Genomic DNA, 23,796 nt, shown 5'->3' with positions numbered 1-23,796 from the left:
CCGCTGACCGACGATGAGAGAGGAGACGGAAGTGGCAGTGCCTGTGCTGGACCGTCTGCCCGTACGGGCCCGAGGCTCGGTGCACCGGGCGTTCCGCGTGCTCGCGCTGCTGCTTCTGCTCGCCGCGGCCGTCGACCTGCTGTCGAACCTGGTCCCGCGCCAGGCCTCGATGCGGGAGCTGCTCGACGACGTGCGCGCCGGCCGGACCTCGGTGGTCCATGTCTTCTACACCGCGCCCGACGCGGTCGGGGTGCGGTGGACCACCGGGTTCGCCGGCGACAGGGAGCTCACCCACCGCTTCGCGACCCTTCCGGGTGGTGAGGGCGGTGAGGCCGAGTTCGAGGAGCTCGTGCGGGACGAGCTCGGCACCACGCCGGTCGCGTTCGACCGGAAGGATCCGCTGGAGAGGCTGGGCGGGCTCGCCTCCCTGGTCCCGGTGCTGTACTGGCGGTTCATCTCCACCACCTGGCTCGCCTGGGCCGTCCTCGCGGCCGGCGTGGCCGTGCTGGCCGACATCGTCGCGCGGGCACGGCTCCGGGCGCCGAGCGCCGGCTACTGGCTGACCGCCTGCCTGGTGTTCGGAGCGGGATTCCCCGCCTACCTGTGGTCGGAGCCGGCGGCGCTGTGGCGCCCGGCGGCGGACGGCCGCATCACCGGCGGGGGAGTCGTGGGCCGTACGGCCCTGTGGGCCGCGGGCTTCGCGGCGCTCGCCACGGCGATGGTCGCGATGCGCTGACCACGGCGCACCGCTGCGCGACGGCGCCGTGGTCGGGGGAGGCTCAGCCGCCCTCGGCCACGGCGCTCGCGCATGTGGGGCACAGGCCGCCTGGCCGGTGAGCGTGCCGAGGCTCATCCCCTGCGCGTAGGTCTGCGGCCCCGGTCCGCCCGGTTCGGTGGGGCTGACGCTCCTCCGACGGACGCTCGGGCTCGTGGCGATCGCCTCGGTGACACAGCAGCTGAGGTGCTCGTCCAGGAGGCGCACGGCGCACGACTGCAGGGCCGCATTCCCAGCCGGGAATCCTCCATGCGCTGTACGTGACCGGCCACGACGGGCTCCTTGTGTCAGGTCACTTGTCGGCGGCCCGGAAGCTGCGCAGGCGCAGGCTGTTGCCGACCACGAAGACCGAGGAGAAGGCCATCGCGGCGCCGGCGATCATCGGGTTGAGCAGTCCGGCCGCGGCGAGCGGCAGGGCGGCCACGTTGTAGGCGAAGGCCCAGAAGAGGTTCGAGCGGATCGTCCCGAGGGTGCGGCGCGAGAGCCGGATCGCGTCGGCGGCGGCCCGCAGGTCTCCCCGTACGAGGGTGAGGTCGCCGGCCTCGATGGCGGCGTCCGTGCCGGTGCCCATCGCCAGGCCCAGGTCGGCCTGGGCGAGCGCGGCGGCGTCGTTCACGCCGTCGCCGACCATGGCGACCGAACGGCCTTCCGCCTGGAGCCGCTTGACGACGTCGACCTTGTCCTCGGGCATGACCTCGGCGATGACCTCGTCGATGCCGACCTCGGCGGCCACGGCTTCGGCGACGGCCCTGTTGTCACCGGTCAGCAGGATCGGCGTCAGACCGAGCGCGCGCAGCCGCCGGACCGCCTCGGGGCTGGTCTCCTTGACGGCGTCGGCGACCTCCAGGACCGCGCGGGCCGCACCGTCCCAGGCCACCGCGATGGCGGTCCTGCCGGCCTTCTCCGCTTCGTCCTTCGCGGACCTGAGGTCCGCGGGGAGCTCCATGGCCCAGTCTTCGAGCAGCTTCTCGCGGCCGACGAGGACGGCGTGGCCGTCGACGACGCCCTGGACGCCGAGTCCGGGGACGTTGGCGAAGTCCTCGGGGGCGGGGAGCGTGCCGACCCTGGCGGCGGCGCCGGTGGCGACGGCCTGGGCGACGGGGTGCTCGGAGGCGTGCTCCAGGGCGCCCGCGAGGCGCAGGACGTCGGTCTCGTCGACGCCGTCGGCGGTGTGGACCGTGAGGAGGGTCATCCGGCCGGTGGTGACGGTGCCGGTCTTGTCCAGGACGATCGTGTCGACCTTGCGGGTGGTCTCCAGGACCTCCGGGCCCTTGATCAGGATGCCGAGCTGGGCGCCGCGTCCGGTGCCGACCATGAGGGCGGTCGGGGTCGCGAGCCCGAGGGCGCAGGGGCAGGCGATGATCAGTACGGCGACGGCGGCGGTGAACGCGGCGGTGAGGCCGGATCCCGTACCGAGCCAGAAGCCGAGCGTGCCGAGCGCGAGCGCGATCACGATCGGTACGAAGACGGCCGAGATCCGGTCGGCGAGCCGCTGGGCGGCGGCCTTGCCGTTCTGCGCGTCCTCGACCAGCTGGGCCATGCGGGCGAGCTGGGTGTCGGCGCCGACACGGGTGGCCTCGACGACGAGCCGGCCGCCCGCGTTCAGGGTGGCGCCGGTGACGGAGTCGCCGACGGAGACCTCGACCGGTACGGACTCGCCGGTGAGCATCGAGGCGTCGACGGCGGAGGAGCCCTCCACGACGGTGCCGTCGGTGGCGATCTTCTCGCCGGGGCGGACCAGGAACCGCGCCCCGACCTGGAGTTCGGCGGTCGGCACGGTGACCTCACGGCCGTCCCTCAGGACGGTGACCTCCTTGGCGCCCAGCTGCATCAGCGCCTTGAGCGCGGCGCCCGCCTTGCGCTTGGAACGGGCCTCGAAGTACCGCCCGGCCAGGATGAAGGCGGTGACGCCGGCGGCGGCCTCCAGGTAGATGTTCCCGGCGCCGTCGGTGCGGGCGATCGTGAACTCGAAGGGGTGGGTCATCCCCGGAGTGCCGGCGGTCCCGAAGAACAGCGCCCACAGGGACCAGAGGAACGCGGCGATCGTGCCGACCGAGATCAGGGTGTCCATGGTGGCGGCGCCGTGCCGGGCGTTGGTCCAGGCGGCCTTGTGGAACGGCCAGGCGGCGTAGACGACGACCGGGGCGGCGAGGGTGAGGCTGAGCCACTGCCAGTACTCGATCTGGAGCGCCGGGATCATCGCCATCGCGATGACGGGGACGGCGAGGACGACGGCGGTGATCAGACGCTGCCTGAGGGGCCGCAGCTCCTCGTCGGCCTTCTCCTCGTCGGTCGGCCCCTCCTCGCGGCCGGATTCGGTGCGCGGGGGAGCGGGCTCCTCGGCGGTGTATCCGGTGGCCTCCACGGTGGCGATGAGGTCCTGGACGGAGATCTCCGCGTCGAAGGTGACCTTCGCCTTCTCGGTGGCGTAGTTGACGGTGGCCTCGACCCCGTCCATGCGGTTGAGCTTCTTCTCGATACGGGCCGCGCACGAGGCGCAGGTCATGCCGCCGATGGCGAGCTCGACCTGGGCGGCGCCCGGAGTGGTCGTCGTCATTCCTGCACACCTCTCTTTCTTGGGGCTCGGTTCGCCTCCGGACGCGGACGGTCAGGCGCGGCCGGTGAGCTCGTAGCCGGCGTCGTCGACGGCGGCGGAGATCGCGGCGTCGTCCGGGGCGCCGCCGGTGGTCACGGTCACCAGGCCGCCGGCGACGTCGACGTCCACGGAGAGGACGCCGTCGAGCGCGGAGACCGACGTGGTGATCGCGGTCTTGCAGTGTCCGCAGGTCATGCCCGACACGGCGTAGACGGTGGTGGTGGTGTCGGCGACGGCGGTGGTGGTCGCCGCCCCGCCGGAGTCGGTCGAGCAGCCGCCGTCAGGAGTGCAGCAGGAACCCATGTCTTCCTCCTCGTTGAGGTTGATACCCTCAGGGGGTATCTGTTCGTCGGTTCCATGTATACCCCCCTCAGGTATCTCGCGCAAGCGTCCGCCTCGCTTGACTTGATACCCCCTAGGGGTATCGTGAGGTGCATTGAACGGTTACTCACGTACGGGAGAGCTGCCATGAACACCGGAGTGAAGATCACCGCCTTCGCCGCCGCCCTCGCCGCGACCTTCGGCACCGCGTACGGGGTCGGCCAGGGAATCGGCCCCGTGGGCGAACCGGCGAAGGCCGCCCACGGGGAGCACGCGAACGGGACGGCCGAGCCCGAGGGAGAGGCGGCCGGGCATGCCGCCCACGAGGAGGGCGCGGCGAAGGCGCCCGCCGCCGGGGGGCTCCAGGTCTCCGAGGGTGGCTACACGCTCGCCATGGAGACGCCGAGGCTGGCCGTGGGCCGGAGCGTGCTGAAGTTCTCGGTCAAGGACGCGACGGGCAGGAAGGTCACCGCGTACACCACCGAGCACGGCAAGGAGCTGCACTTCGTCGTGGCCTCGCGGGACCTCACGGTCTACCGCCATCTCCACCCCGTGCGCGCGGCCGACGGCACCTGGTCGACCCCGGTCGACCTCCCGGCCGCGGGCGGCTACAAGGCCTTCGCCGACTTCAAGCCCGCGGCGAAGAACGCCGAGGGCGTGACGCTGGGCGTGGATCTGTCCGTACCCGGCGCCTACGCGCCCCGGCCGCTCCCGGCCGCCGCGCGGACCGCGACCGTCGACGGCTACGAGGTCACGCTGGGCGGCGCGCTCGTCCCGGGCAGGGCGGGCGAGCTGAGGCTCACGGTCAGCAAGGGCGGCAGGCCGGTCACCGATCTGGAGCCCTACCTCGGGGCGTACGGCCATCTCGTCGCGCTGCGCGACGGTGACCTGACCTATCTGCACGTCCACCCCCATGAGGGCGGCCCCGGCCCGGACGTCTCGTTCACGGCGACGGCGCCCAGCGCCGGCTCGTACCGGCTCTTCCTCGACTTCCAGCACGACGGCAAGGTGCGGACGGCGGCGTTCACCGTCCACGCGGGGCGGACGACGACGGACGGTGCGGATGAGGCACCGCACGATGCGGGAGACCACACGCACGGCTAGGGTGGTCATTGGACTAGACCTGTAGCCGTCATTCATGGAGGAATGGGCTCGATGAGCAACCGTGCAGTCCTAGAGGTGATCGCCCTCGACGAGCAGGACGCCGTCGCCGCCCAGGCCGGCGGGGCGGACCGCCTCGAGCTGGTCACCGACATGGCGGCCGACGGGCTCACCCCGTCACGGACCGGCTTCGCCGCGATCCGGTCCGCCGTGGACATTCCGCTGCGCGTGATGCTCAGACTGACGGACGGCTTCGCGGCGGCCGACATCGACACCCTGGTGGCCCGCGCCCGTGACCTCCGGGAGGCGGGCGCGGAGGAGTTCGTGCTCGGCTTCCTGACGGCCGACGGCGACGCGGACCTGGTGGCGGTGGAGCGGCTGATCGCCGTCCTGGACGGCTGCCGGTGGACGTTCCACCGGGCGATCGACCGCGCGGCCGACCGCGACGCGCTGCGCAAGCAGCTCGCCGACCTGCCGGGCCTGGACACGTACCTGACGGCGGGCGCGGCGACGGGCGTCGACGACGGCCTGCCGGTTCTCGGGGCGGAAGCCGCGCGATCGGGTGAGCCGGGCTACGAGCCGCAGATCCTCGTGGGCGGCGGCCTGCGCCTCGACCACCTCCCGGAACTCCGCGCGGCGGGCCTCGACGCCTTCCACATCGGCGGCGCGGCCCGCCCGAACGGCTGGAAGGCCCCGGTCTCCGCCGAGGCGGTCAGGGTCTGGCGCGAGGCGCTGGACGCGTAACCGCGCCGCGTGGGCCGCGGAACCGCGCCCGCGGGAGCCGCGTATCTGCGCCGCGTGGGCTGCGGAATCGCGGCCCTGGGGTCGTGGAATCGCGCCGCTGGGGTCGTGGAATCGCGCCGCGTGGGACGCGTAACCGCCGTGCCGCGTAACCGCGCCGCGTGGGCCGCGTAGCTGCCGTGCCGCGTAACCGCGCCGCGTGGGACGCGTAACCGCCGTGCCGCGTAACTGCCGTGCCGCGGCCCTGGGGTGCGCCCGGTCGGTGGCCGGCCCGGGGCACGCCCGGTGGCCGCGGCGCGGGGGCTGGCCCGGGGCACGCCCGGTGGCGGCGGCCCGGGCCGGCCGGTCAGCGGCCGCCCGAGACCCTCAGGATCGTGCCCGTCGTGTACGAGGCGTCCGGGGACAGGAGCCAGGCCACCGCCGCCGCGATCTCCTCGGGGCGGCCCGGGCGGCGCAGGGGGGTGGTGAGGGCCACCTTCGCCGGGCGGTCCGGGTCGCCCATGGCCGCGTGCATGTCCGTCTCCACGGTGCCCGGGGCCACCGCGTTGACCCGGACGCCGTCCGGCCCCAGCTCCTTGGCGAGGCCCACGGTCAGCGCGTCGGTCGCCGCCTTCGTCGCCGCGTAGTGCACGTACTCGCCGGGGCTGCCGAGGGTCGCGGCGGCGGAGGAGATGTTCACGATCGCCCCGCCGCCCCGCGCCGCCATGTCGCGGGCGGCGCGGCGACAGCAGAGCAGGTAGCCAAGGAGGTTGACCTCCACCACCCGGCGCAGGTTCTCCGTGGAGGCGTCCGCGAGGCGCCCCAGCGGTCCCGTCACGCCCGCGTTGTTCACCAGGCAGTCCACCGGGCCCAGTTCGGCCTCGGCGGTGTCGAACAGCCGCTCCACGTCGGCCTCGACCGACGTGTCCGCCCGGACCACGACACACCGCGCGCCCGCCGCCCGGACCGCCGCCGCCGTCTTCTCGGCGGCGTCCGCGTCACGGACGTACCCGAGCACCAGATCGTGCCCCTCGGCCGCCAGACGTACACAGGTCGCCGCGCCGATCCCACGGCTCCCACCGGTGACGACGGTTGTACGGGACATGCTGGTCCACCCTTCTCGTGGTCGCGCCGTCCCCACCGTAATCCGATGGCCCGCACCGAGGCCCGCTGACTAACCTCCTCGCCATGACCGACCTCGTACGCGCCCTCGTCGCCGCCCAGTTCCCGCAGTGGGCCGCGCTGCCGGTCACGCCCGTGGCGTCGGCCGGCACGGACAACGACATGTACCGCCTCGGCGACGCGATGGCGGTCCGGCTGCCGAAGACCGCCGAGACCGCCGGGAGCGTGGTCAAGGAGCAGCGCTGGCTGCCGCACCTCGCCCCGCACCTTCCGCTGCCCGTGCCCGTTCCCGTCGGCCATGGGCGGCCCGGGGAGGGCTTCGGCCTGCCCTGGTCGGTGTACGACTGGATCGACGGCGCCAACGCCTTCGACGCGCCGATCGACGACCTCGCCCACGCGGCCGTGGAGTTGGGCCGTTTCGGTGTGGCGCTGCGGAGCGTCGGGGCGAGCGGCGGCCCGAGGTGCATCCGGGGCGGCCCTGTCACCGAGTGGACCGGCGACTACATCGACCGCGCGATCCGGGAGCTCGGGGCCGACGGTACGGTCGACGGCGCCGCCGCCGCGGAGGCCTGGGAGTCCGTGCTCGCCCTGCCGCAGTGGGACCGCGACCCCGTCTGGATCCACGGCGACCTGCTGCCCGGCAACCTCCTGACCCGCGGGGGGCGGCTCAGCGCCGTCATCGACTTCGGCGCCGTCGGCACCGGTGACCCGGCCTGCGACATGATCTCCGCCTGGACGCTCCTCACCGCCGAGACCCGCCCGCTGTTCCGCGAGGCCGCCCGGGTCGACGACGCCACCTGGGCCCGTGGCCGGGGCTGGGCGCTGGGGTGGGGCCTGGTCACGGAGCACTACTACCGGGGCAGGAACCAGGTCCTCGCCGCCGTCGCCCACCGGTCGTGGACCGAGGCGCTCCCCGAGTTCGCGTCCGGCGGTTGAGGTTCGCGCACGGGGCTGTTCATCCCGACCCCCAGGCCCCACCATGCACCTGACTACTCGTGCGTAACACCGCGTAGGGGGAAGCGTGTTGAGACTCCGTGCCAGGTTCGTCCCGCTGCTCGCGATCGTCGCGTCCCTGCTCGTCCCGGTCACGGCCGGGTCCGCCCAAGGCGTGGCGCAGGCCCGCACCCCTGTCGTCCTCGTCCACGGATACAACGCGGACCCCGGTGTCTGGGGCGGCCTGCGCGAGGACCTCAGGGCCGACGGGTACACCGACGCCGAGCTGTTCTCCTTCGGCTACGACACCCACCGGTCCGTCAACGAGGTCCTCTCCGGTGAACTCGCCGCGTACGTCGAGGAGGTGAAGCGGCGGACCGGCGCGAGCCGGGTGGACCTCGTCGCCCACTCCTTCGGCAGCCTCCTCACCCGCTGGTACGTGAAGTTCGACGCCGCCGGCCCGTCCTCCGTCGCCCACTGGGTCTCGCTCGCCGGCCCCAACCACGGCACGAGCACCGCGTGGGCCTGCGCCCTGTGGGACCAGGCCTGCCGCGACATGACCCCGGGCTCCTACGTCCAGAAGAAGCTGGCCGAGGGCGACGAGACCCCCGGCTCCGTGCGGTACGCCACCTGGTGGTCGAACTGCGACGAGGTGATCAACCCCGACAACAGCGTGCCGCTCACCGGGGCCGCCAACAACGCCGCGGGCTGCCTCGACCACAACGCGCTGCTCGGCGACGACGGGGTCTCCACGGGCGTCCGCGCCTTCCTGGCGGGCTAGGCCAACTGAGCGGGCAGCGGTGAGGAGTGAACGACCGTCAGTCCCGACACCGCACGCGTCAGCGCCACGTACAGCCGCCGGAGCCCGGTCCGCTCGTCCGGTTCGCCGTCCACGACGGCGGCCGGATCGTCCAGGACCACGTAGTCGTACTCCAGGCCCTTCGCCAGCGAGGCCGGGACGAGCGTCAGCCGGGACTCGGCCGTCGTCTCCTCGCCGGGGGAGAGGAAGGAGTACCCGGCCGCCGTCAGAGCCTCCGCGAGCGGCTCGATCCGGGCGTCGGCGGCGATCAGGCCGATGGAGCCCTCGTGCTCCAGGGACTCCACGCAGGCCGCCACGACGCCCGCGTCCAGCTCCGCGGGCTCGCGGTGACGGATCGACAGGGAGCCCGGGTTCTCCCGGACCGACTCGACGGCCGCGAGCCCCGGCGACATGTGCGGCAGCAGCAGGGAGGCGTACGCGATGACCTCGCGCGGCACGCGGAAGCCTGCGGTCAGCTCCTCGACCACGGCCTCCGGCTTGCCCAGGTGCGTCAGCGCCTGCGCCCAGCTCTCGGTCGCCCACGGCGTGGTGCCCTGCGCCAGGTCGCCCAGGATCGTCGCCGAACCGGTCGTGCAGCGGCGGCCGACGGCCCGGTACTGCATCGGGGAGAGGTCCTGCGCCTCGTCGAGGACGACATGGCCCAGCGAGTGCGTACGCTCCACCAGGTCCTTCGCCTCGTCGATCAGGACCGCGTCCGCCGCTGACCACTTCGCCGACTTCACCGAACGGGCGGGCTTCGCCCACAGCAGCAGCTTCTGCTCGTCCTCGGTCAGGATCCCGGCCGCGTGCTCGGCGAGGAAGCCGGCGTCGCCCAGCAGCCGCAGCACCAGCTTGGCCGGGTCGACCGGCGGCCAGAGCGCCTTCACGGCCGCCTTCACCGCCGTGTTCCGCGCCACCGCGTCCTGCACCCGGTCGTCGGGGGCCTCGCCCGCCTGCTCCATGCGCACGAGGACCGCGTGCGCGATGCGCTGCGGAAGCGCGTCCCGGGCGGCGCCGTAACGGATGTCGCGGTCCAGCAGCTCGCGGACCATCTCCTCCAGCTCGTATGCGGGGACACGCCAGCGGCGCGAGCCGCGCACCACCATCAGCGGCTCGGCCGGCAGCGTGACGTGCGAGCGGACCGCCCGGCGCAGCACCTCCGCCATCCTCGCGTCGCCCTTGACGGTCGCGGTCGCCGCCTCGTCCGCGCCGCGCACCTCGACGTGCGCGACGAGGTCGTCGACGGTGGCCTGCTGGACCTCCAGCTCGCCCAGGGCGGGCAGGACCTGCTCGATGTAGTGGAGGAATGAGCGGTTCGGTCCGATGACCAGCGTGCCGGTGCGGGCGAGCCGCTCCCGGTGCGCGTAGAGGAGGTACGCGACCCGGTGCAGGCCCACGGCCGTCTTTCCGGTGCCGGGGCCGCCCTGGACGCAGACGGTGCCGCCGAGACCGGACCGGACGATCTCGTCCTGCTCGGGCTGGATGGTGGCGACGATGTCCCGCATCGGGCCCACGCGGGGGCGCTCGATCTCGGCCTGGAGCAGCCGGCTCGTCCGCTCCTGCTCGGCGGGGTCGGAGAGATGCTCGTCCTCGTACGCGGTGAGCTCGCCGCCCGTGTACCCGAACCGGCGCCGCAGCCCCACGTCCTGCGGGTCCTTCTTCGAGGCCCGGTAGAACGGCTGGGAGACCGGCGCGCGCCAGTCGATCACCATCGGGTCCCCGTCGGCGTCGTGGACGTGCCGACGGCCGATGTAGAAGCGCTGGCCCTCCTGCGTGGTGTGCAGATAGTCGAGCCGGCCGAAGAAGAGCGGGGTGTGCGAGAGGTCGGCGAGGGCCTTGATGCGCTCCTCGATCTGGCGGCCGAGGACGAGCGAGTTGACCCAGTTCGCGGTGACGTCCTTGATGTCGAGCGCCTCGACGTCCTCGCGCATCGCCCGCAGCGCGGCGCGCGAGTCGGCGAGATGGGCGCGTTCGCGCGCGAGCGGTTCGACGGACGTGGACATGCGGGAGCCTCCGGGCCGGTGTGCGTACGGGTCAGGGCGGCCGCCGGTTTCCGACCGGGCGGCGGCGCTCCACGGGGGGAGGCGGGGAAGTCGGAGATTGTAGCTTCGGGTGTCAGGAGGAGGCGAATGGTTTTCGCGGGGACGACGGCCCGTAGGGGGTGGGGTCCCCCCTGAGGTGGACGAGAGTTCCACCCCCAGCCTGATGTGTTCGGAATGTCCGGATTCCATCATGGAGTCATGACCTCAGCGACCTTCACCCCGGACCGTTCGATCCCCCGCCCGCACCGTCTCGGCCTCGCGCTCCGTGCGATAGGCGCCTACGGCGCCGCCGCCGTGAGCGTGGTCCTCCTCGGTGAGTACGCCGAGGAGGCGGGTGTGCGGAACCCGCGCCCCAGGTACGTGGGCGGCCCGGACTGAGTACGACCGCTCATGCCCCGGACCGTCCGCCGCTGATGTGATCGGGGCATGGACACGACCACGGCCCCCGAGACCACGGCCCCCGCGACGACCGATCGCGCCGGGACGACCGATCGCACTGAGACGACCGATCCCGCCCCCGCGACGCCCGAATCCTCCACCGCGCTCCGTCTCGTCGCCCTCGGCGGCCTCCTGGTGCTCTTCCTCTCGCTGATCGCCACCGTGGTCGTCGTGCTGGAGGACACCATCGGCGACGACGGCACGATGGGCGCCGCATCCCGCGCCGGCTTCTTGACGCTGGGTCTCGGCACCCTGACCGGCCTGGTCGCCGCCGTGGCACCCCGCGCGGTCCTCGCCCACGGCGCGCGCAAGCGGGTGGTCGTCGTCCAGTACGCGCTCGCGGTGATCGCCCCGGTGATCGCGCTGATGGACTGACGGCCCGTCCAGGGGGCGGCCGGCTAGCCGGTCTGTCCGCCCTCGCCCGCCATCAGCTCGTCCGCGTCCACGATCCGGTAGGCGTAGCCCTGTTCCGCCAGGAACCGCTGGCGGTGCGCCGCGAAGTCCTGGTCGATCGTGTCCCGCGCGACGACCGAGTAGAAGTGGGCCTGGTGCCCGTCGGCCTTCGGCCGCAGCACCCGCCCGAGCCGCTGGGCCTCCTCCTGCCGGGAGCCGAACGTGCCGGACACCTGGATGGCGACCGTCGCCTCGGGCAGGTCGATGGAGAAGTTGGCCACCTTCGAGACGACGAGGACGCTGATCTCCCCGTTCCGGAAGGCGTCGAAGAGCTTCTCGCGCTGCGCGTTCGACGTCTCGCCCTTGATGACCGGCGCGTCCAGATGCTCGCCGAGCTCGTCCAACTGGTCGATGTACTGGCCGATCACGAGGATCTGCTGCCCCGCGAACTTCCGCACCAGCGCCTCGGTCACCTTCCGCTTCGTCGCCGTCGTGGCGCAGAAGCGGTACTTCTCCTCCGTCTCGGCGGTCGCGTACGCGAGCCGCTCCGACTCCGTGAGATTGACCCGGACCTCGACGCAGTCGGCGGGCGCGATGTACCCCTGCGCCTCGATCTCCTTCCACGGCGCGTCGAAACGCTTCGGTCCGATGAGCGAGAAGACGTCCGACTCGCGGCCGTCCTCCCGGACGAGGGTCGCCGTGAGGCCGAGCCGGCGGCGGGCCTGGAGGTCGGCGGTGAACTTGAAGACGGGCGCGGGCAGCAGGTGCACCTCGTCGTAGACGATCAGGCCCCAGTCGCGGGAGTCGAAGAGCTCCAGGTGGGGGTAGATCCCCTTCCGCTTGGTCGTCAGCACCTGGTAGGTGGCGATGGTGACCGGCCGGATCTCCTTCTTCGTACCGGAGTACTCGCCGATCTCGTCCTCGGTGAGCGAGGTCCGCTTCACCAGCTCGTGCTTCCACTGACGCGCCGAGACGGTGTTCGTCACCAGGATCAGCGTCGTGGCCTTGGCCTGGGCCATGGCTCCCGCGCCGACCAGCGTCTTCCCGGCGCCGCAAGGCAGCACGACGACACCGGAGCCGCCGTGCCAGAAGCCCTCGACGGCCTGCTTCTGGTACGGGCGCAGGGCCCAGCCGTCCTCGGCGAGCTCGATCGGGTGGGCCTCGCCGTCGACGTAACCGGCGAGGTCCTCGGCGGGCCAGCCCAGCTTCAGGAGCGTCTGCTTGACCTGCCCGCGCTCGGAGGGGTGCACGGCGACCGTGTCCGGGTCGATCCGGGCGCCCACCAGCGGCTGCACCTTCTTCGAACGGAGGATCTCCTCCAGGACCGGCCGGTCGGTGGTGGTGAGGACGAGCCCATGGGTGGGGTGCTTGGAGAGCGTCAGCCGCCCGTAGCGGGCCATCGTCTCGGCGACGTCCACGAGGAGCGCGTGCGGCACGGGATAGCGGGAGAACTCGACGAGCGCGTCGACGACCTGCTCGGCGTCGTGCCCGGCGGCACGCGCGTTCCACAGGCCGAGGGGCGTCACCCGGTAGGTGTGGATGTGCTCGGGTGCGCGCTCCAGCTCGGCGAACGGCGCGATGGCCCGCCGACAGGCGTCGGCGAGCTCGTGGTCGACCTCCAGGAGCAGCGTCTTGTCGCTCTGGACGATGAGTGGTCCGTTCACGTACGTACATCCCTTCCGCACGGCCAAACATCCAGTGTGCCTGAGGTCCGGCGCTTGTCGGTGGGGGCTGCCACACTGAAGGGCGACCGGTTCCACGCGAGGGGCGGGAACGAAGCACCAGCGGGCGTCCTCGCGTCTCTGGAGTCTGCTGGACCGTGCCGTCCAGGCCGAGGGCGTGCCCGCCGAAGTCCTGGAGGCGGTCAACCTCATCCTGCCGGACGGGCTCTTCATCCCGGACATCGTGGTCGTCGAAGCCGATGCTGCCGCCGAGGATCCGGTCACCTACGACGCCGAAGCCGTCCTGCTCGTCGTGGAGATCGTCTCGCCCTCGTCGTCCGGTCGCCGTACCGACCGGTTGCTGAAGCCGCCGTACTACGCGGAGGCGGGCATCGAGCACCTGTGGCGGCTCGAACTGGAGCCGGTGCCGACGCTGGTCGTCTGCGAGCTCCAGGACGGCCGGTACGTGGAGCGGATCGTGGCCGAGGCGGGGCGGACGACCCTGATCGAGAAGCCGTTCCCGGTGGAGCTCGACCCGGCCGCGCTCGTCAGTCCGCGGGGCAAGGCCGGCGCCTGAGCCGGGAGACAGGTCCTAGACCTGGTCGTCGGCCAGTTCCGCGACGCCCGTGATGCGGTGGAGGGGGTACGTGCGGACCTCGTCCGCCGTGTGGTCGTAGCCCGTCACGAAACCGCCCTCCACCCGCACCGGGGCGATGACGCGCTGGCTGGCCGCGCCCTCCGCGTTGACGTAGCCGATCCAGACGGCGGAGCCGGTCATCGCGGCGGCCTGCACCGTGGCCAGGGTCTCGGCGGGGGAGGTGCGGGGCAGCTCCCCGCTCGCCCTGGCCGGGACCTCCGCGGTCTCGGGGCGCTCCTTGCGGACGGCCGTCGCCGCCGCGTCCCCGGCCCGGATCGCGCGGACCGCCGCGCCGAGCAGCGTCGTGTCCGGGGCGGGCGGGCCGTCGGGGACGGGAGCGGGAGCGGTGCGGGCACCGGTGCGGTAGGTGTCGGCCCGGGTGATCAGGACGTCGCCCGCCGCGGACTCGGCGGCCGGGGCGTACCCCATCGACCGCAGCCCGTCGAGCAGCGCCGCCGGGTCGGTCTGGGCGGCGAGCACGGTCGGCGCGAGGCGGCGCAGCCGCAGCGACGCGGAGCGCTTGTCGGCCAGGATCTCGCCGAGCAGCGCGTCGTCGTCGCAGCGCACGTAGGCGGAGGCGGCGCCGATCCGGAGGTGGCCGTGCTTCCGGGCCACGTCGTCGATGAGGTACGAGAGCGGCTGCGGGACCGGCGTACGGGAATGGGCCGTCAGGAAGTCCTGGAGGTCGGACGCGCTGCGTCCGGCGTCGAGCGCGCGGCGGACCGAGCCCGGCGTGAACCGGTAGACGGTCGCACCGCCCTTCGACTCGACGTCCGCGAGGACGGAGAGCATGTCGGCGAGCGGGCGCCGGAGCGGTCCCGGCGCGACGGCGGTGAGGTCGGCCTGGAGGAGCACGTGGTCGACGGCCTCGGGGAGCAGCGGGCCGAGCAGGGTCGCGGCGCGGGAGGCGGCGACCGACAGCTCGACGCCGTGCTCGGCGACGGGTTCGGCGGCCGCCTCGGCGAGCGGCAGGTTGAGGAGCGCCCTGGCGGGTGAGCCGAGGGCGCCGCGCCCGGTGATCCCGAGCAGCTCGGCCTCGGCGAGGGTCCACAGGGCGAGCCGGGAACGGAGGTCGGTGGGACCGTGGACCATGCCGACGCCCGGGCCGACGGCGGAGCCGTGACCGGTGCTATGACCGGTGCCGGTGCCGGTGCCGTGACCGGTGCCGTGACCGGTGCTGTGACCGGTGCCGGTGCCGTACGCGCCGCCGGCGGCCGTGCCCGCACCGGATCCGGTGCCGGAGCCCGGGTCCGGCGCGCCCGAAGTGCCCGCCGTCGTGCCCCGCAGCGGGCGCTCCCACCGCAGCCTGGTCAGCAGCGTCTCCGGGTCCGCGGCGACCCCCGGCGCCAGCGTCGCCTGCAGCGTGAGGACGCGGCGCCGCACCTCCGGCGCCGCACCCCGGTCGAGGTCCGGGCCCAGGGCGGAGAGCGCGCGGCCCTTCGCGTCCTGGCCGCCGACGAGACCCGAGGTCCGCGTCCCCGTCAGCCAGGCCGTGGCGAGCCGCGCCCAGCGCTCGGCGGGTGGCAGATCGAGCCAGTCGTCGTACGCGGGCGTCGGCGCGTACCGCTCGTCCGCCTCCCCGTCCGAGGCGAGCAGCCCCGCCCCGTACGCGAGCTCCAGCCGGAAGGCCGCGACCTGCTCCGTCACGTCGAGCGCCGAGGCGGTCCGTCTGAGGTCCCGGACGGACATGCCGCCCGCGCGCAGGACGGCGGGGCCGCCTTGGTCCCAGCTCTTGAGCAGCTCCTCGACGGTCGCGAGCGCGGTGTACGCCTGGCTGGCCGCCGCGTTGTCCACAACCTGGGGACGGTACTCGCGCAGGACGGCGAGCGCGGGCGCGTGCGGCTCGGGCGAGCGGTGCGCCCGGCCGCCGCGCAGGTGCAGCGCGGCCTCCCGCGGCAGGACGACCGTACGGGGGGAGGCGGGAAGCAGCAGGCCCCGGTCGCGCAGCCAGCGGACCGGCGGCGCCGGGTTCGCCGTGACCTCCCCGTACGGAGGCCCCCACACGAGCCGGTCGAGCACCGCCAGCGCGTCCGACGGCGCCGTGTCGAGGAGTGCGCCCATCCGGTCCCGGTCGGTGAACAGTTCCGTCAGCGCCGCCACCGCCGAGACCGGGTCGTGCGTCGCGGGCAGCCCGGCGGCCGTGAGGATCTCCTGGATCCGGCCGGGCGACATCCCCGCCGTCGCCTCGGAGACGGTCGGCCCGAGACCGGTCGGGGACGGGTGCTGCGGGGACGGCGCGAGCAGCTCGCGCGCGGTCCGTACGAGCCGCAGCCGCTCGTCCTCGCCCCAGACCAGCGCCTGATCGCGCAGCACCTCCACGGCGCGGGGCAGTGCCGCCTCGATGTCCGGGTCACCGTCGTCCCCGGTGAGGAGGGCGAGGAGGACGGGGTACGGGGCCGGATCCGGGGCCACGGCCAGCGCCTCGGCGGTCTGGAGCGTGAACCGGTCGAGCCGTTCGAGCGCGCGGACCACGGAACCGCGGGTGCCGGCCCGGGTGGCGAGCTGGGTCAGGTCGTTCGGTACGGGAGAGAGCAGATCGGGGCGCGCGCGCAGCAGCGCGGCGAGCCCTTCGTCGCCCCGCGCGCGCAGCGCCTCCGCGAGCGTGCGCGGCGCGGCGGCGCCGCCGGTTCCTGCGGGCACGTGCGCCTCCCGATCGAGCTCACCGATCCCCATCCGCCCCACGTTAGCCCCTGCGCGGGCGCTAACGTCGGGGCGTACCGGCCGTGGAGGGGACTGTGGGCATCGAGAGCGACCAGTTGGTCTTCGACTATCTGAGCCGGGTGGGCGATCTGGCGCAGCGGCGGCAGCTGCCGTCGGGGGAGCGGATGAGGCTCGTGTCGTCGCTCCGGGGCGAGATCGACCGTCGGCGCGCCACGTACGGCCGGGAGAGTCCGGCGGCCGTCCGCACCCTCCTCGACGAGCTGGGCTCACCGGACGAGGTGGTGGACCGCGCGGCGGGTGGCGGGCCGGAGGACCCGCAGGCGGGGACCGTGCCGGAGCCGCGGAGCGGGACCGGGACCTGGCCGACGCCTCCCCACCTGGCGGGGACGGACGAGGTCGGCGCGGCGGACACGGAGCCGGACACGGAGCCGGACTGGTGGCGGCTGGACGGCGAGCCCGAGGAGTCGCTGCCCGGGGACGACCTGGTGCCGGGGTTCAGGGGCGGGGTGGAGATCCCGGAGATCCTGAAGCCCCCGCGGGACGAGACGGACGACGAGGAGGAGCGCGCCGGGTCCGAGGAGGGGGCCGCGGCGCGGGCGCCGCTCTGGCGCCGCGTCCTGCGCGGACGCCGGCCCGTGGCGGAGGACGGTGAGGGCGGCCGCTTCCGCCTCGGCGCCCCGGTCCTCGTGCTGGCCGCGCTCCTGCTGCTCGGAGGCGCGGTCTTCGGCAACCTCCTGGCGCTGGCCCTGGGCTGGCTCCTGGCGTACGCCTCGCGCCGCCTGTCCCGTACGGAGGCCCGGTGGGCGGTCGTCGTCCTCCCGGCCCTGGCGGCCACGGCGGGCGTGGTCTGGCTGTGGGGCCGCGTGGAGGGCCGCTGGGGGGAGCCGGTCGCGAAGGGCGGAGAGGCGATGGGCGCGGCGCTCTCGGAGACCTGGCCCTGGACCCTGAAGGCGGCGGCGCTGGCCTCCGCCTCCTTCCTCCTCTGGCGAGCCCGCCGAGCCCGCTAGCGCGAGCGTTTCCTGGGGTGTCCGGGGCGAGCCCGCCGCGCCCGTCGGCGCGAGGCCCCCCGGCATGCCCCGAGATGCCCGTGTTCACGGGCCGTGCGGTGTCGCGATCTCGTGGGCCGCCGCCCACGGTGCACCCGGTACCACCAGTGGGGAGCCCGTCACCGGGTCCGGGACCACGACCGAGTCCAGGCCGAAGACGTCGCGGACCAGGTCCGCCGTCACCACGTCCGCCGGCGCGCCCTCCGCCACCACGCGCCCCGCCTTCATCGCCACCAGGTGGTCCGCGTACCGCGCCGCCTGGTTCAGGTCGTGGAGCACCAGGACGACCGTCCGTCCCCGTGCCACGTTCAGGCGGCGCACCAGGTCCAGGACCTCCACCTGGTGGGCGATGTCCAGATAGGTCGTCGGCTCGTCGAGCAGCAGCAGGTCCGTCTCCTGCGCGAGGGCCATCGCGATCCAGACCCGCTGGCGCTGACCCCCGGACAGCTCGTCCACCGACCGGTCGGCCAGAGCGGCGACGTCCGTGGAGGCCATGGCCTCCACGACCGCCCGCTCGTCCGCCTCCGACCACTGCCTCCACCACGCCTGGTGCGGCTGCCGCCCCCGGGACACCAGGTCGGCGACCGTGATCGCCTCCGGGGCGACGGGGGTCTGGGGCAGCAGCCCGATCGACTGCGCGATCCGCTTCGTCGGCAGCTTCGCCAGCGACTCCCCGTCGAGGAGCACCGCCCCGCCCGCCGGCTTGAGCAGCCGCCCGAGCGCCCGCAGCGTCGTCGACTTCCCGCACGCGTTCGGGCCGACGATCACCGTCACCCTGCCGTCCGGGACGGCGAGGTCCAGCTCCTCCACGACCGTACGGTCCTCGTACGCGAGCGTCAGCTCGCGCGCGGTCAGCCGGCTCACGACTTTCCTCCCACGCTTCGGCTCCGGACGATGAGCCAGATCAGATACGGGGCGCCGACCGCCGCCGTCAGGACACCCACCGGCAGTTCGGTCGGCGAGAACAGCCGCCTGCCCAGCAGATCCGCGAGCACCACGACGGACGCGCCCGTCAGCGCCGAGGACAGCAGCGGGATCTGCGCGGTACGCGTCATCCGCCGGGCGATCTGCGGCGCGAGCAGCGCCACGAAGTCGACCGGACCGGCGACCCCCGTGGCCACCGAGGCGAGCACGACGCCGACGCACACGAGCCCCAGCCGTACCCGCCCGAGCGGGACCCCGAGCGCCGTCGCCGTGTCGTCGTCCAGGGAGACCGTTCGCTGGGCGCGGGCGGCCCACAGGATCGCCGGGAGCAGCACGATCAGCGTCCAGCGGATCGGCGCCGCCTCGTCCCAGCCCCGCCCGTTGAGGGAGCCGGTCATCCAGATCTGGGCCTGCTGGGCGACCAGGTAGTCGCCCTTGGTCATGAACAGGGTGATCAGCGAGCGCAGCGCGATCGCGAAGCCGATCCCGATGAGCACGAACCGCGTCGCGTGCAGCCCGCCGCGCCAGGCGAAGACGTACACGAGCGCGGCGGCCCCGATGCCGCCCACGATCGAGAGGTACGGCAGGACGGTGTACGAGGTGAGGCCGAAGGTCATCGCGCCGACCGTCAGCGCGCCAGCGCCCTGGCTGATGCCGATGATGTCGGGGCTGGCGAGCGGGTTGCGGGCGACGGTCTGGATGAGCGCGCCGGCGATCCCGAACGCGGCTCCGACCATCAGCCCGACCGCGAGCCGCGGCATCCGCAGCTCCTCGACCACGAACGCGGACCGGGACTCCTGCCCGAAGAGGACCTTCAGGACCTCGCCCGGTGCGACGAACCTCTCGCCGACACAGAGGTACGCGACGCAGACCGCGGCGAGCAGCAGCAGGAGCCCCGTGGCCACCAGCGCCGAGCGCCGGTGCAGCAGGAACGATCCGCCGCCCGCGCGCACGACCCCGTACCCGGCAGGACGTACGCGCGCGGCCGGACGTACGGACGTCGTCGTCATGCCGGCACCGCCTTCCGGCGCACCAGCGTCACCAGGAACGGCACCCCGATGAGCGCCGTCATCACACCCGCGGGCACCTCGCCCGGCGGGAAGAGCACCCGTCCGATCACATCGGACACCAGCAGCATCACGGGCCCCACGAGCGCCGCCATCGGCAGCACCCAGCGGTGGTCGCCGCCGACGATCGCGCGGGCGATGTGCGGGACCGCGAGGCCGACGAACGCGATCGGTCCGGCCGCCGCGACGCCCGCGCCGGTCAGCACGGTCGCCCCGACACCGCCGACGATCCGCACCGTCGCGACCTTCTGGCCGAGCCCCTTCGCCACGTCCTCACCGAGCGCGAGCGCGTCGAGGCCCCGGGCGACGGAGAGCACGAGCACCGCGCCGAGCAGCAGGAAGGGCCAGATCTGCCCGACGACCTCGGCGTCCCGCCCGTCCAGCGAGCCGATCTGCCAGAACCGGAACTCGTCGAGCGCCGAGGCCCTGGTGGTCAGCACCCCGGTCGTCACGGAGAGCAGCAGCGCGTTGATCGCGGCGCCGCCGAGCGCCAGCTTCACCGGCGTCGCCCCGCCACGCCCGCTGGAGGCGATCGCGTACACCGCGACCGAGGCCAGGGCGGCGCCCGCGAAGGCGAACCACACGTACCCCGTCAGCGTGTGCACCCCGGCGAAGGCGATCGCGAGGACCACGCCGACCGAGGCGCCCTGGCTGACGCCGAGGATGCCGGGGTCGGCGATCGGGTTCCGGGTGATGCCCTGCAGGGCCGTGCCGGCGAGCGCGAGGGCGGCGCCGACCATCAGCCCCACCAGGGTCCTGGGGACGCGCATCTGCCGTACGACCTCGGCGTCGTCGCTCGTGCCGCCGTGCAGCAGCGCGTCGAGGACCGTCGACGGGGCGACGGCCCGGGCGCCCACGGCGAGGCTGAGCAGGATCGCGAGGAGGAGGGCGACGACGGCGACGGCGGTGGCCAGAACGCGTCTGGAGCGGAGAGCGGCGGTATCGGGGCCCATCGGGAGGTGCGGGTGGTACGTCGACTTCGGTAAGCCTTGGCTCACCGGGTCGGCGGGGGTCAGTCTAAGCAGCGGCCTTGATCGAACACCCGGGCACAATGTCACCCATGACTCTCCCGCGACTCCCGCTGACCGTCGGCTTCGACCTGGACATGACGCTGATCGACTCCCGCCCGGGCATCAAGGCCACCTACGAGGCCTTCTCCGCCCAGGTCGGCGTCCCGATCGACGCCGACCTGGCGGTCTCGCGGCTCGGGCCGCCGCTGGAGCACGAGCTGGCCCACTGGTTCCCGGAGGCGGAGATCGTGGAGCGGGTCGCCCAGTACCGCGCGCTCTACCCGGCGTACGCGATCGAGCCGTCGCTCGCGCTGCCCGGCGCCGGGGATGCGATTCAAGCCGTTCGCGAGGCGGGCGGCCGGGCCATTGTCGTCACCGCGAAGAACGAGCCGCACGCCAAGCTGCACCTCTCCCACCTCGGCATCGACCCCGACGCCGTCATCGGCGGACTCTGGGCCGAGGGCAAGGCGGAGGCGCTGCGCGAGTACGGCGCCGGGGTGTACGTCGGCGACCACACTGGCGATGTGCGCGGCGCCGCGGCCGCGGGTTCCCTGTCGGTGGCCGTGGCGACCGGCCCGTGCGACGAGGCCGAGCTGCGCGCGGCCGGCGCCGATGTCGTCCTGCCCGACCTGACCGCGTTCCGGGGCTGGTTGGAGGGGTACCAGGCCTACCGGCCCTGAACCGCCGTCGCCCTCGCCTGGCGTCGCTGCGCCCCGATCGAGCGCAGCACACCGGCGCCCGCGACGAGGAATCCGACGCCCATCAGCATGCACACGGCGTACGCGATCGGCGGGAACGGCTCGGTGCCCAGGAACAGCGGCGCGACCGTGACCAGCGTCGCCACCGCGCCGATGATGAAGACAATCGCACCGGCACGGACGAGACCGTCACCCGGAGCGCTCTCGTCCGACGGGGCCGAAGGGGTTTCACTACGCATTCGGCCAGGGTAGTTCCCAGGCCGAAGGAACAGACCGGCGACGTCTTGTCACCGGCCCGAAGCCCATTAGCCTTGGTGCCTCGGCGACCCGCTGTATTGGTCTCCAGAGCCGGATTCCCGGCGCATTCCCATCGAGTACGAGGACGAGGACAGACGTGCCTACCGGCAAGGTCAAGTGGTTCAACAGCGAGAAGGGCTTCGGCTTTCTCTCCCGCGACGACGGCGGCGACGTCTTCGTCCACTCGTCGGTGCTCCCTGCCGGAGTCGACGCCCTCAAGCCGGGGCAGCGTGTGGAGTTCGGGGTGGTCGCGGGACAGCGCGGTGACCAGGCGCTCTCCGTGACGGTCCTCGACCCGACCCCGTCCGTCGCCGCGGCGCAGCGCCGTAAGCCCGACGAACTGGCGTCCATCGTGCAGGACCTGACGACGCTCCTGGAGAACATCACGCCGATGCTGGAGCGCGGCCGTTACCCCGACAAGGCGCAGGGCGGCAAGATCGCGGGCCTGCTGCGGGCGGTCGCGGACCAGCTCGACGTGTGACCGCCCCCGGGCGTCGCGCCTAGGGGAACGACAGCGCGTCCGGGCCGAGGGGCGGTACCAGCCCCTCGGCCGCGGCGCGGGTGAGCAGCCCGCGCACGGCCGCGTAGCCGGCCTCCCCGAGGTCGGCCGTGAACTCGTTGACGTAGAGACCGATGTGCTGATCGGCCACCTTGGGGTCCATCTCCTGCGCGTGCTCGAGTACGTACGGGCGCGAGACCGCCGGGTCGTCCCAGGCCATCCGTACCGACGCACGGGCCGCCTCCGCGAGGCTCCGCAGCACGTCCTGGCCGAGCGAGCGGCGGGCGACGATCGCGCCGAGCGGGATCGGCAGGCCCGTGGTGTCCTCCCAGTGGGCGCCCATGTCGGCCAGCGCGTGCAGACCGTAGTTCTGGTAGGTGAACCGGGCCTCGTGGATGACGAGCCCCGCGTCGACCTTCCCGTCGCGCACGGCGGGCATGATCTCGTGGAACGGCATCACGACGACGTTCCCCACCCCTCCCGGGACGACGTCCGCCGCCCAAAGCCGGAAGAGCAGGTACGCCGTCGAACGCTCGCTCGGCACCGCGACCGTCTTCCCCGTGAGTCCCCCAGAGCCTTCGGCCTGGGAGGTACCCCCACGAGCCCCCGGCTCCCGTGTCAGCACCAGGGGGCCGCAGCCGCGCCCCAGCGCGCCGCCACAGGGCAGCAGGGCGTACTCGTCGAGGATCCAGGGCAGCACGGCGTACGAGACCTTCAGGACGTCGTACGCGGGGTCACCGGCCTCGGCCCAGCCGTTGGTGAGGTCGATGTCCGCGAACGTCACGTCCAGGCGCGGGGCGCCGGGGACGCGGCCGTGGGCCCAGGCGTCGAAGACGAAGGTGTCGTTCGGGCACGGCGAGTACGCGATCTTGAGCTTGGGCGTCATGAGGCGGGCTCCACGAAGACGGTGGGCTTGAGCAGCTGGAACGTGTGCCGCAGCGATTCCAGGGCCTCGCCGATGCGCCAGGCGGCGCGGTCGCGCGGGCCGACGGCGTTGGAGACGGCGCGGATCTCCACCACGGGCACGCCGTGGGCGGCGGCGGCCTCGGCGACGCCGAACCCCTCCATCGCCTCGGCGGCGGCGCCGGGGTGACGGGCAGCCAGCTCGGCCGCGCGCTCGGCGGTGCCGGTGACGGTGGAGACGGTGAGCACGGGGGCGACGGTGTGGCGCCGCTCGCCGCGGGCGAGGGCGTCGGAGATCCGCCGGGTCAGCTCGGGAGCCACGGGGTGCGTGGACCGCCCGAACCCGAGCTCCTCGACGGTGAGGTAGCCGTCGGGCGTCTGCGCGCCGAGGTCGGCGGAGACGATCGTGTCGGACACGACGACGGAGCCGAGGGGCGCGAGGGGCTGGAACCCGCCGGCGATCCCGGCGGAGACGACGAGGTCGTAGGGGGTGGCGGCCCGCGCGAGCGCGGTGGCGGTGGCCGCGGCGACGGCCGCGGGCCCGACACCGCCGACGAGCACGTCGGCGGTGGGGTGCGGTCCGTCGTGGCGAAGGCCGCGCGCGACGGAGTCCGCCTCCGCCGCCACGGCCGTCACGATCAGGATCCGGACCGTCACCGGAGGATCAGGATTCCTTCTTCAGCAGGAAGTGCCAGACGCCGGTCAGCTTCTTGCCGTCGTTCTCGACGATGGTGACCTGGGTCTCGTTGGTCGCCTCGCCGGTCTGGGAGGAGAAGAAGGCGCTGGCCGGGATGGTCCGGTACGTCTTGTGGTACGGCTCAGGCTCGGCGTTCTGGCCGCCGAGGAAGATGGTCCAGCCGTTCTCGGCGATCGACGGGTCGACGCCGAAGCGGATCTTGTCGTCCGCGGCGACCGTGATGGTCTTCTCGGCCTTCTTGTTGAGGCACTGCTGGATCTGCGACTCCTTGATGGCGTCGCCGTCGTTGTAGCAGGCGGCCTCGGAGTGCACCGAGTCGGTCCCGACCGTCAGGGTCGCGAGCGGAGTCGGCTTGTCGCAGGCGGAGAGTACGAGGAGGCCGGCGGAGACGGCCCCGAGGGCGACGGCGGCCCGGCGGCGCGAGCCGGTGAAGAACGCAACGGTCATGGCCCGAAG

23 protein-coding genes and 1 pseudogene are annotated in these 23,796 nt (G+C 73.5%); 11 read left to right on the top strand and 13 right to left on the bottom strand.

Annotated elements, in window-relative coordinates; all coding sequences use genetic code 11:
• The first annotated feature begins 31 nt into the window (after window positions 1–31).
• Entirely contained in the window at window positions 32–736 is a 705-nt protein-coding gene (locus ACFVGW_RS15850) for a hypothetical protein (RefSeq protein ID WP_385852373.1), read from the top strand.
• Window positions 737–1,067: 331 nt separating this feature from the next.
• Here the strand turns inward: ACFVGW_RS15850 and ACFVGW_RS15845 are convergent, their stop codons facing one another.
• Both ACFVGW_RS15845 and ACFVGW_RS15840 read right to left on the bottom strand, forming a co-directional pair.
• Window positions 1,068–3,332: a heavy metal translocating P-type ATPase gene (locus ACFVGW_RS15845; RefSeq protein ID WP_385852372.1), complete on the bottom strand. Its 2,265-nt coding sequence runs from the start codon at window positions 3,330–3,332 to the stop codon at window positions 1,068–1,070.
• A 51-nt stretch (window positions 3,333–3,383) separates the two neighbouring features.
• Entirely contained in the window at window positions 3,384–3,674 is a 291-nt protein-coding gene (locus tag ACFVGW_RS15840; RefSeq protein WP_385852371.1) for a heavy-metal-associated domain-containing protein, read from the bottom strand.
• A 165-nt stretch (window positions 3,675–3,839) separates the two neighbouring features.
• Here ACFVGW_RS15840 and ACFVGW_RS15835 point away from each other — a divergent pair, with 165 nt between their 5' ends.
• Together ACFVGW_RS15835 and ACFVGW_RS15830 are read left to right on the top strand one after the other, a co-directional pair.
• The gene (locus ACFVGW_RS15835; RefSeq protein WP_385852370.1) at window positions 3,840–4,796 is read left to right on the top strand and encodes a hypothetical protein; all 957 of its coding nucleotides are present in this window, start codon (window positions 3,840–3,842) and stop codon (window positions 4,794–4,796) included.
• Window positions 4,797–4,847: 51 nt separating this feature from the next.
• Window positions 4,848–5,537, top strand: a complete 690-nt coding sequence (locus ACFVGW_RS15830) for a copper homeostasis protein CutC (protein WP_385852369.1) — start codon at window positions 4,848–4,850, stop codon at window positions 5,535–5,537.
• A 343-nt stretch (window positions 5,538–5,880) separates the two neighbouring features.
• Here ACFVGW_RS15830 and ACFVGW_RS15825 read toward each other — a convergent pair whose 3' ends face one another.
• Window positions 5,881–6,618, bottom strand: a complete 738-nt coding sequence (locus ACFVGW_RS15825; RefSeq protein ID WP_352191626.1) for a glucose 1-dehydrogenase — start codon at window positions 6,616–6,618, stop codon at window positions 5,881–5,883.
• 83 nt (window positions 6,619–6,701) lie between these two features.
• Between ACFVGW_RS15825 and ACFVGW_RS15820 the strand changes: the two genes are divergently transcribed.
• Complete coding sequence (locus ACFVGW_RS15820; protein ID WP_385852368.1) at window positions 6,702–7,571, top strand: aminoglycoside phosphotransferase family protein; 870 nt, start codon at window positions 6,702–6,704, stop codon at window positions 7,569–7,571.
• Between the two features lie 85 nt (window positions 7,572–7,656).
• Entirely contained in the window at window positions 7,657–8,349 is a 693-nt protein-coding gene (locus tag ACFVGW_RS15815; RefSeq protein ID WP_385852367.1) for an esterase/lipase family protein, read from the top strand.
• Here ACFVGW_RS15815 and ACFVGW_RS15810 read toward each other — a convergent pair.
• Window positions 8,346–10,370: a HelD family protein gene (locus tag ACFVGW_RS15810; RefSeq protein WP_385852366.1), complete on the bottom strand. Its 2,025-nt coding sequence runs from the start codon at window positions 10,368–10,370 to the stop codon at window positions 8,346–8,348. The genes ACFVGW_RS15815 and ACFVGW_RS15810 overlap by 4 nt on opposite strands.
• 237 nt (window positions 10,371–10,607) lie before the next feature.
• Here ACFVGW_RS15810 and ACFVGW_RS15805 point away from each other — a divergent pair, with 237 nt between their 5' ends.
• Both ACFVGW_RS15805 and ACFVGW_RS15800 read left to right on the top strand, forming a co-directional pair.
• Window positions 10,608–10,787, top strand: a complete 180-nt coding sequence (locus ACFVGW_RS15805; protein WP_385852365.1) for a hypothetical protein — start codon at window positions 10,608–10,610, stop codon at window positions 10,785–10,787.
• Window positions 10,788–10,835: 48 nt separating this feature from the next.
• Entirely contained in the window at window positions 10,836–11,222 is a 387-nt protein-coding gene (locus ACFVGW_RS15800; protein ID WP_385852364.1) for a hypothetical protein, read from the top strand.
• A gap of 23 nt (window positions 11,223–11,245) precedes the next feature.
• Here the strand turns inward: ACFVGW_RS15800 and ACFVGW_RS15795 are convergent, their stop codons facing one another.
• Entirely contained in the window at window positions 11,246–12,904 is a 1,659-nt protein-coding gene (locus ACFVGW_RS15795; RefSeq protein WP_385852363.1) for a DNA repair helicase XPB, read from the bottom strand.
• Window positions 12,905–13,016: 112 nt separating this feature from the next.
• Between ACFVGW_RS15795 and ACFVGW_RS15790 the strand changes: the two are divergent.
• Window positions 13,017–13,478 (top strand): annotated as a pseudogene (locus ACFVGW_RS15790) (Uma2 family endonuclease); the annotation flags it as partial.
• Window positions 13,479–13,493: 15 nt separating this feature from the next.
• Here ACFVGW_RS15790 and ACFVGW_RS15785 read toward each other — a convergent pair.
• Window positions 13,494–16,211 (bottom strand): helicase-associated domain-containing protein, encoded by a 2,718-nt coding sequence (locus ACFVGW_RS15785; protein ID WP_385852362.1) that lies wholly within the window; start codon window positions 16,209–16,211, stop codon window positions 13,494–13,496.
• Window positions 16,212–16,273: 62 nt separating this feature from the next.
• On the opposite strand from ACFVGW_RS15785, the gene ACFVGW_RS15780 reads away from it, so the two are divergent.
• The gene (locus ACFVGW_RS15780; RefSeq protein ID WP_385852361.1) at window positions 16,274–17,206 is read left to right on the top strand and encodes a hypothetical protein; all 933 of its coding nucleotides are present in this window, start codon (window positions 16,274–16,276) and stop codon (window positions 17,204–17,206) included.
• Between the two features lie 84 nt (window positions 17,207–17,290).
• Here ACFVGW_RS15780 and ACFVGW_RS15775 read toward each other — a convergent pair whose 3' ends face one another.
• The 3 genes from ACFVGW_RS15775 to ACFVGW_RS15765 are packed head-to-tail and all read right to left on the bottom strand — an operon-like array spanning window position 17,291 to window position 20,189.
• Window positions 17,291–18,109, bottom strand: a complete 819-nt coding sequence (locus tag ACFVGW_RS15775; RefSeq protein WP_385852360.1) for an ABC transporter ATP-binding protein — start codon at window positions 18,107–18,109, stop codon at window positions 17,291–17,293.
• On the bottom strand, window positions 18,106–19,179 hold the full coding sequence (locus tag ACFVGW_RS15770; protein WP_385852359.1) for a FecCD family ABC transporter permease: 1,074 nt from the start codon (window positions 19,177–19,179) through the stop codon (window positions 18,106–18,108). Before ACFVGW_RS15770 ends, ACFVGW_RS15775 begins: the two co-directional genes overlap by 4 nt.
• Complete coding sequence (locus tag ACFVGW_RS15765) at window positions 19,176–20,189, bottom strand: FecCD family ABC transporter permease (RefSeq protein WP_385852358.1); 1,014 nt, start codon at window positions 20,187–20,189, stop codon at window positions 19,176–19,178. Before ACFVGW_RS15765 ends, ACFVGW_RS15770 begins: the two co-directional genes overlap by 4 nt.
• Before the next feature lie 98 nt (window positions 20,190–20,287).
• Here ACFVGW_RS15765 and ACFVGW_RS15760 point away from each other — a divergent pair, with 98 nt between their 5' ends.
• Window positions 20,288–20,926: an HAD family hydrolase gene (locus tag ACFVGW_RS15760; protein ID WP_385852357.1), complete on the top strand. Its 639-nt coding sequence runs from the start codon at window positions 20,288–20,290 to the stop codon at window positions 20,924–20,926.
• Here ACFVGW_RS15760 and ACFVGW_RS15755 read toward each other — a convergent pair.
• Window positions 20,914–21,183, bottom strand: a complete 270-nt coding sequence (locus ACFVGW_RS15755; RefSeq protein WP_385852356.1) for a hypothetical protein — start codon at window positions 21,181–21,183, stop codon at window positions 20,914–20,916. The two genes, ACFVGW_RS15760 and ACFVGW_RS15755, sit on opposite strands and share 13 nt — an antisense overlap.
• Window positions 21,184–21,338: 155 nt before the next feature.
• Between ACFVGW_RS15755 and ACFVGW_RS15750 the strand changes: the two genes are divergently transcribed.
• On the top strand, window positions 21,339–21,722 hold the full coding sequence (locus tag ACFVGW_RS15750) for a cold-shock protein (RefSeq protein WP_129767066.1): 384 nt from the start codon (window positions 21,339–21,341) through the stop codon (window positions 21,720–21,722).
• A 19-nt stretch (window positions 21,723–21,741) separates the two neighbouring features.
• On the opposite strand, the gene ACFVGW_RS15745 is transcribed toward ACFVGW_RS15750, so the two are convergent.
• Genes ACFVGW_RS15745 through ACFVGW_RS15735 form a run of 3 tightly spaced genes read right to left on the bottom strand, consistent with a single transcriptional unit; the run spans window position 21,742 to window position 23,787 of the window.
• On the bottom strand, window positions 21,742–22,626 hold the full coding sequence (locus ACFVGW_RS15745) for a 1,4-dihydroxy-6-naphthoate synthase (protein ID WP_385852355.1): 885 nt from the start codon (window positions 22,624–22,626) through the stop codon (window positions 21,742–21,744).
• On the bottom strand, window positions 22,623–23,300 hold the full coding sequence (locus tag ACFVGW_RS15740) for a futalosine hydrolase (protein ID WP_385852354.1): 678 nt from the start codon (window positions 23,298–23,300) through the stop codon (window positions 22,623–22,625). The genes ACFVGW_RS15745 and ACFVGW_RS15740 overlap by 4 nt, the downstream gene beginning before the upstream one ends.
• Window positions 23,301–23,307: 7 nt before the next feature.
• Entirely contained in the window at window positions 23,308–23,787 is a 480-nt protein-coding gene (locus ACFVGW_RS15735; RefSeq protein ID WP_352191640.1) for a DUF2771 domain-containing protein, read from the bottom strand.
• Between the last annotated feature and the right edge of the window lie 9 nt (window positions 23,788–23,796).

This window comes from Streptomyces sp. NPDC127129, from assembly GCF_042671585.1.
GTDB lineage: Bacteria > Actinomycetota > Actinomycetes > Streptomycetales > Streptomycetaceae > Streptomyces.
This window is presented reverse-complemented; position numbering and strand designations above follow the sequence as displayed.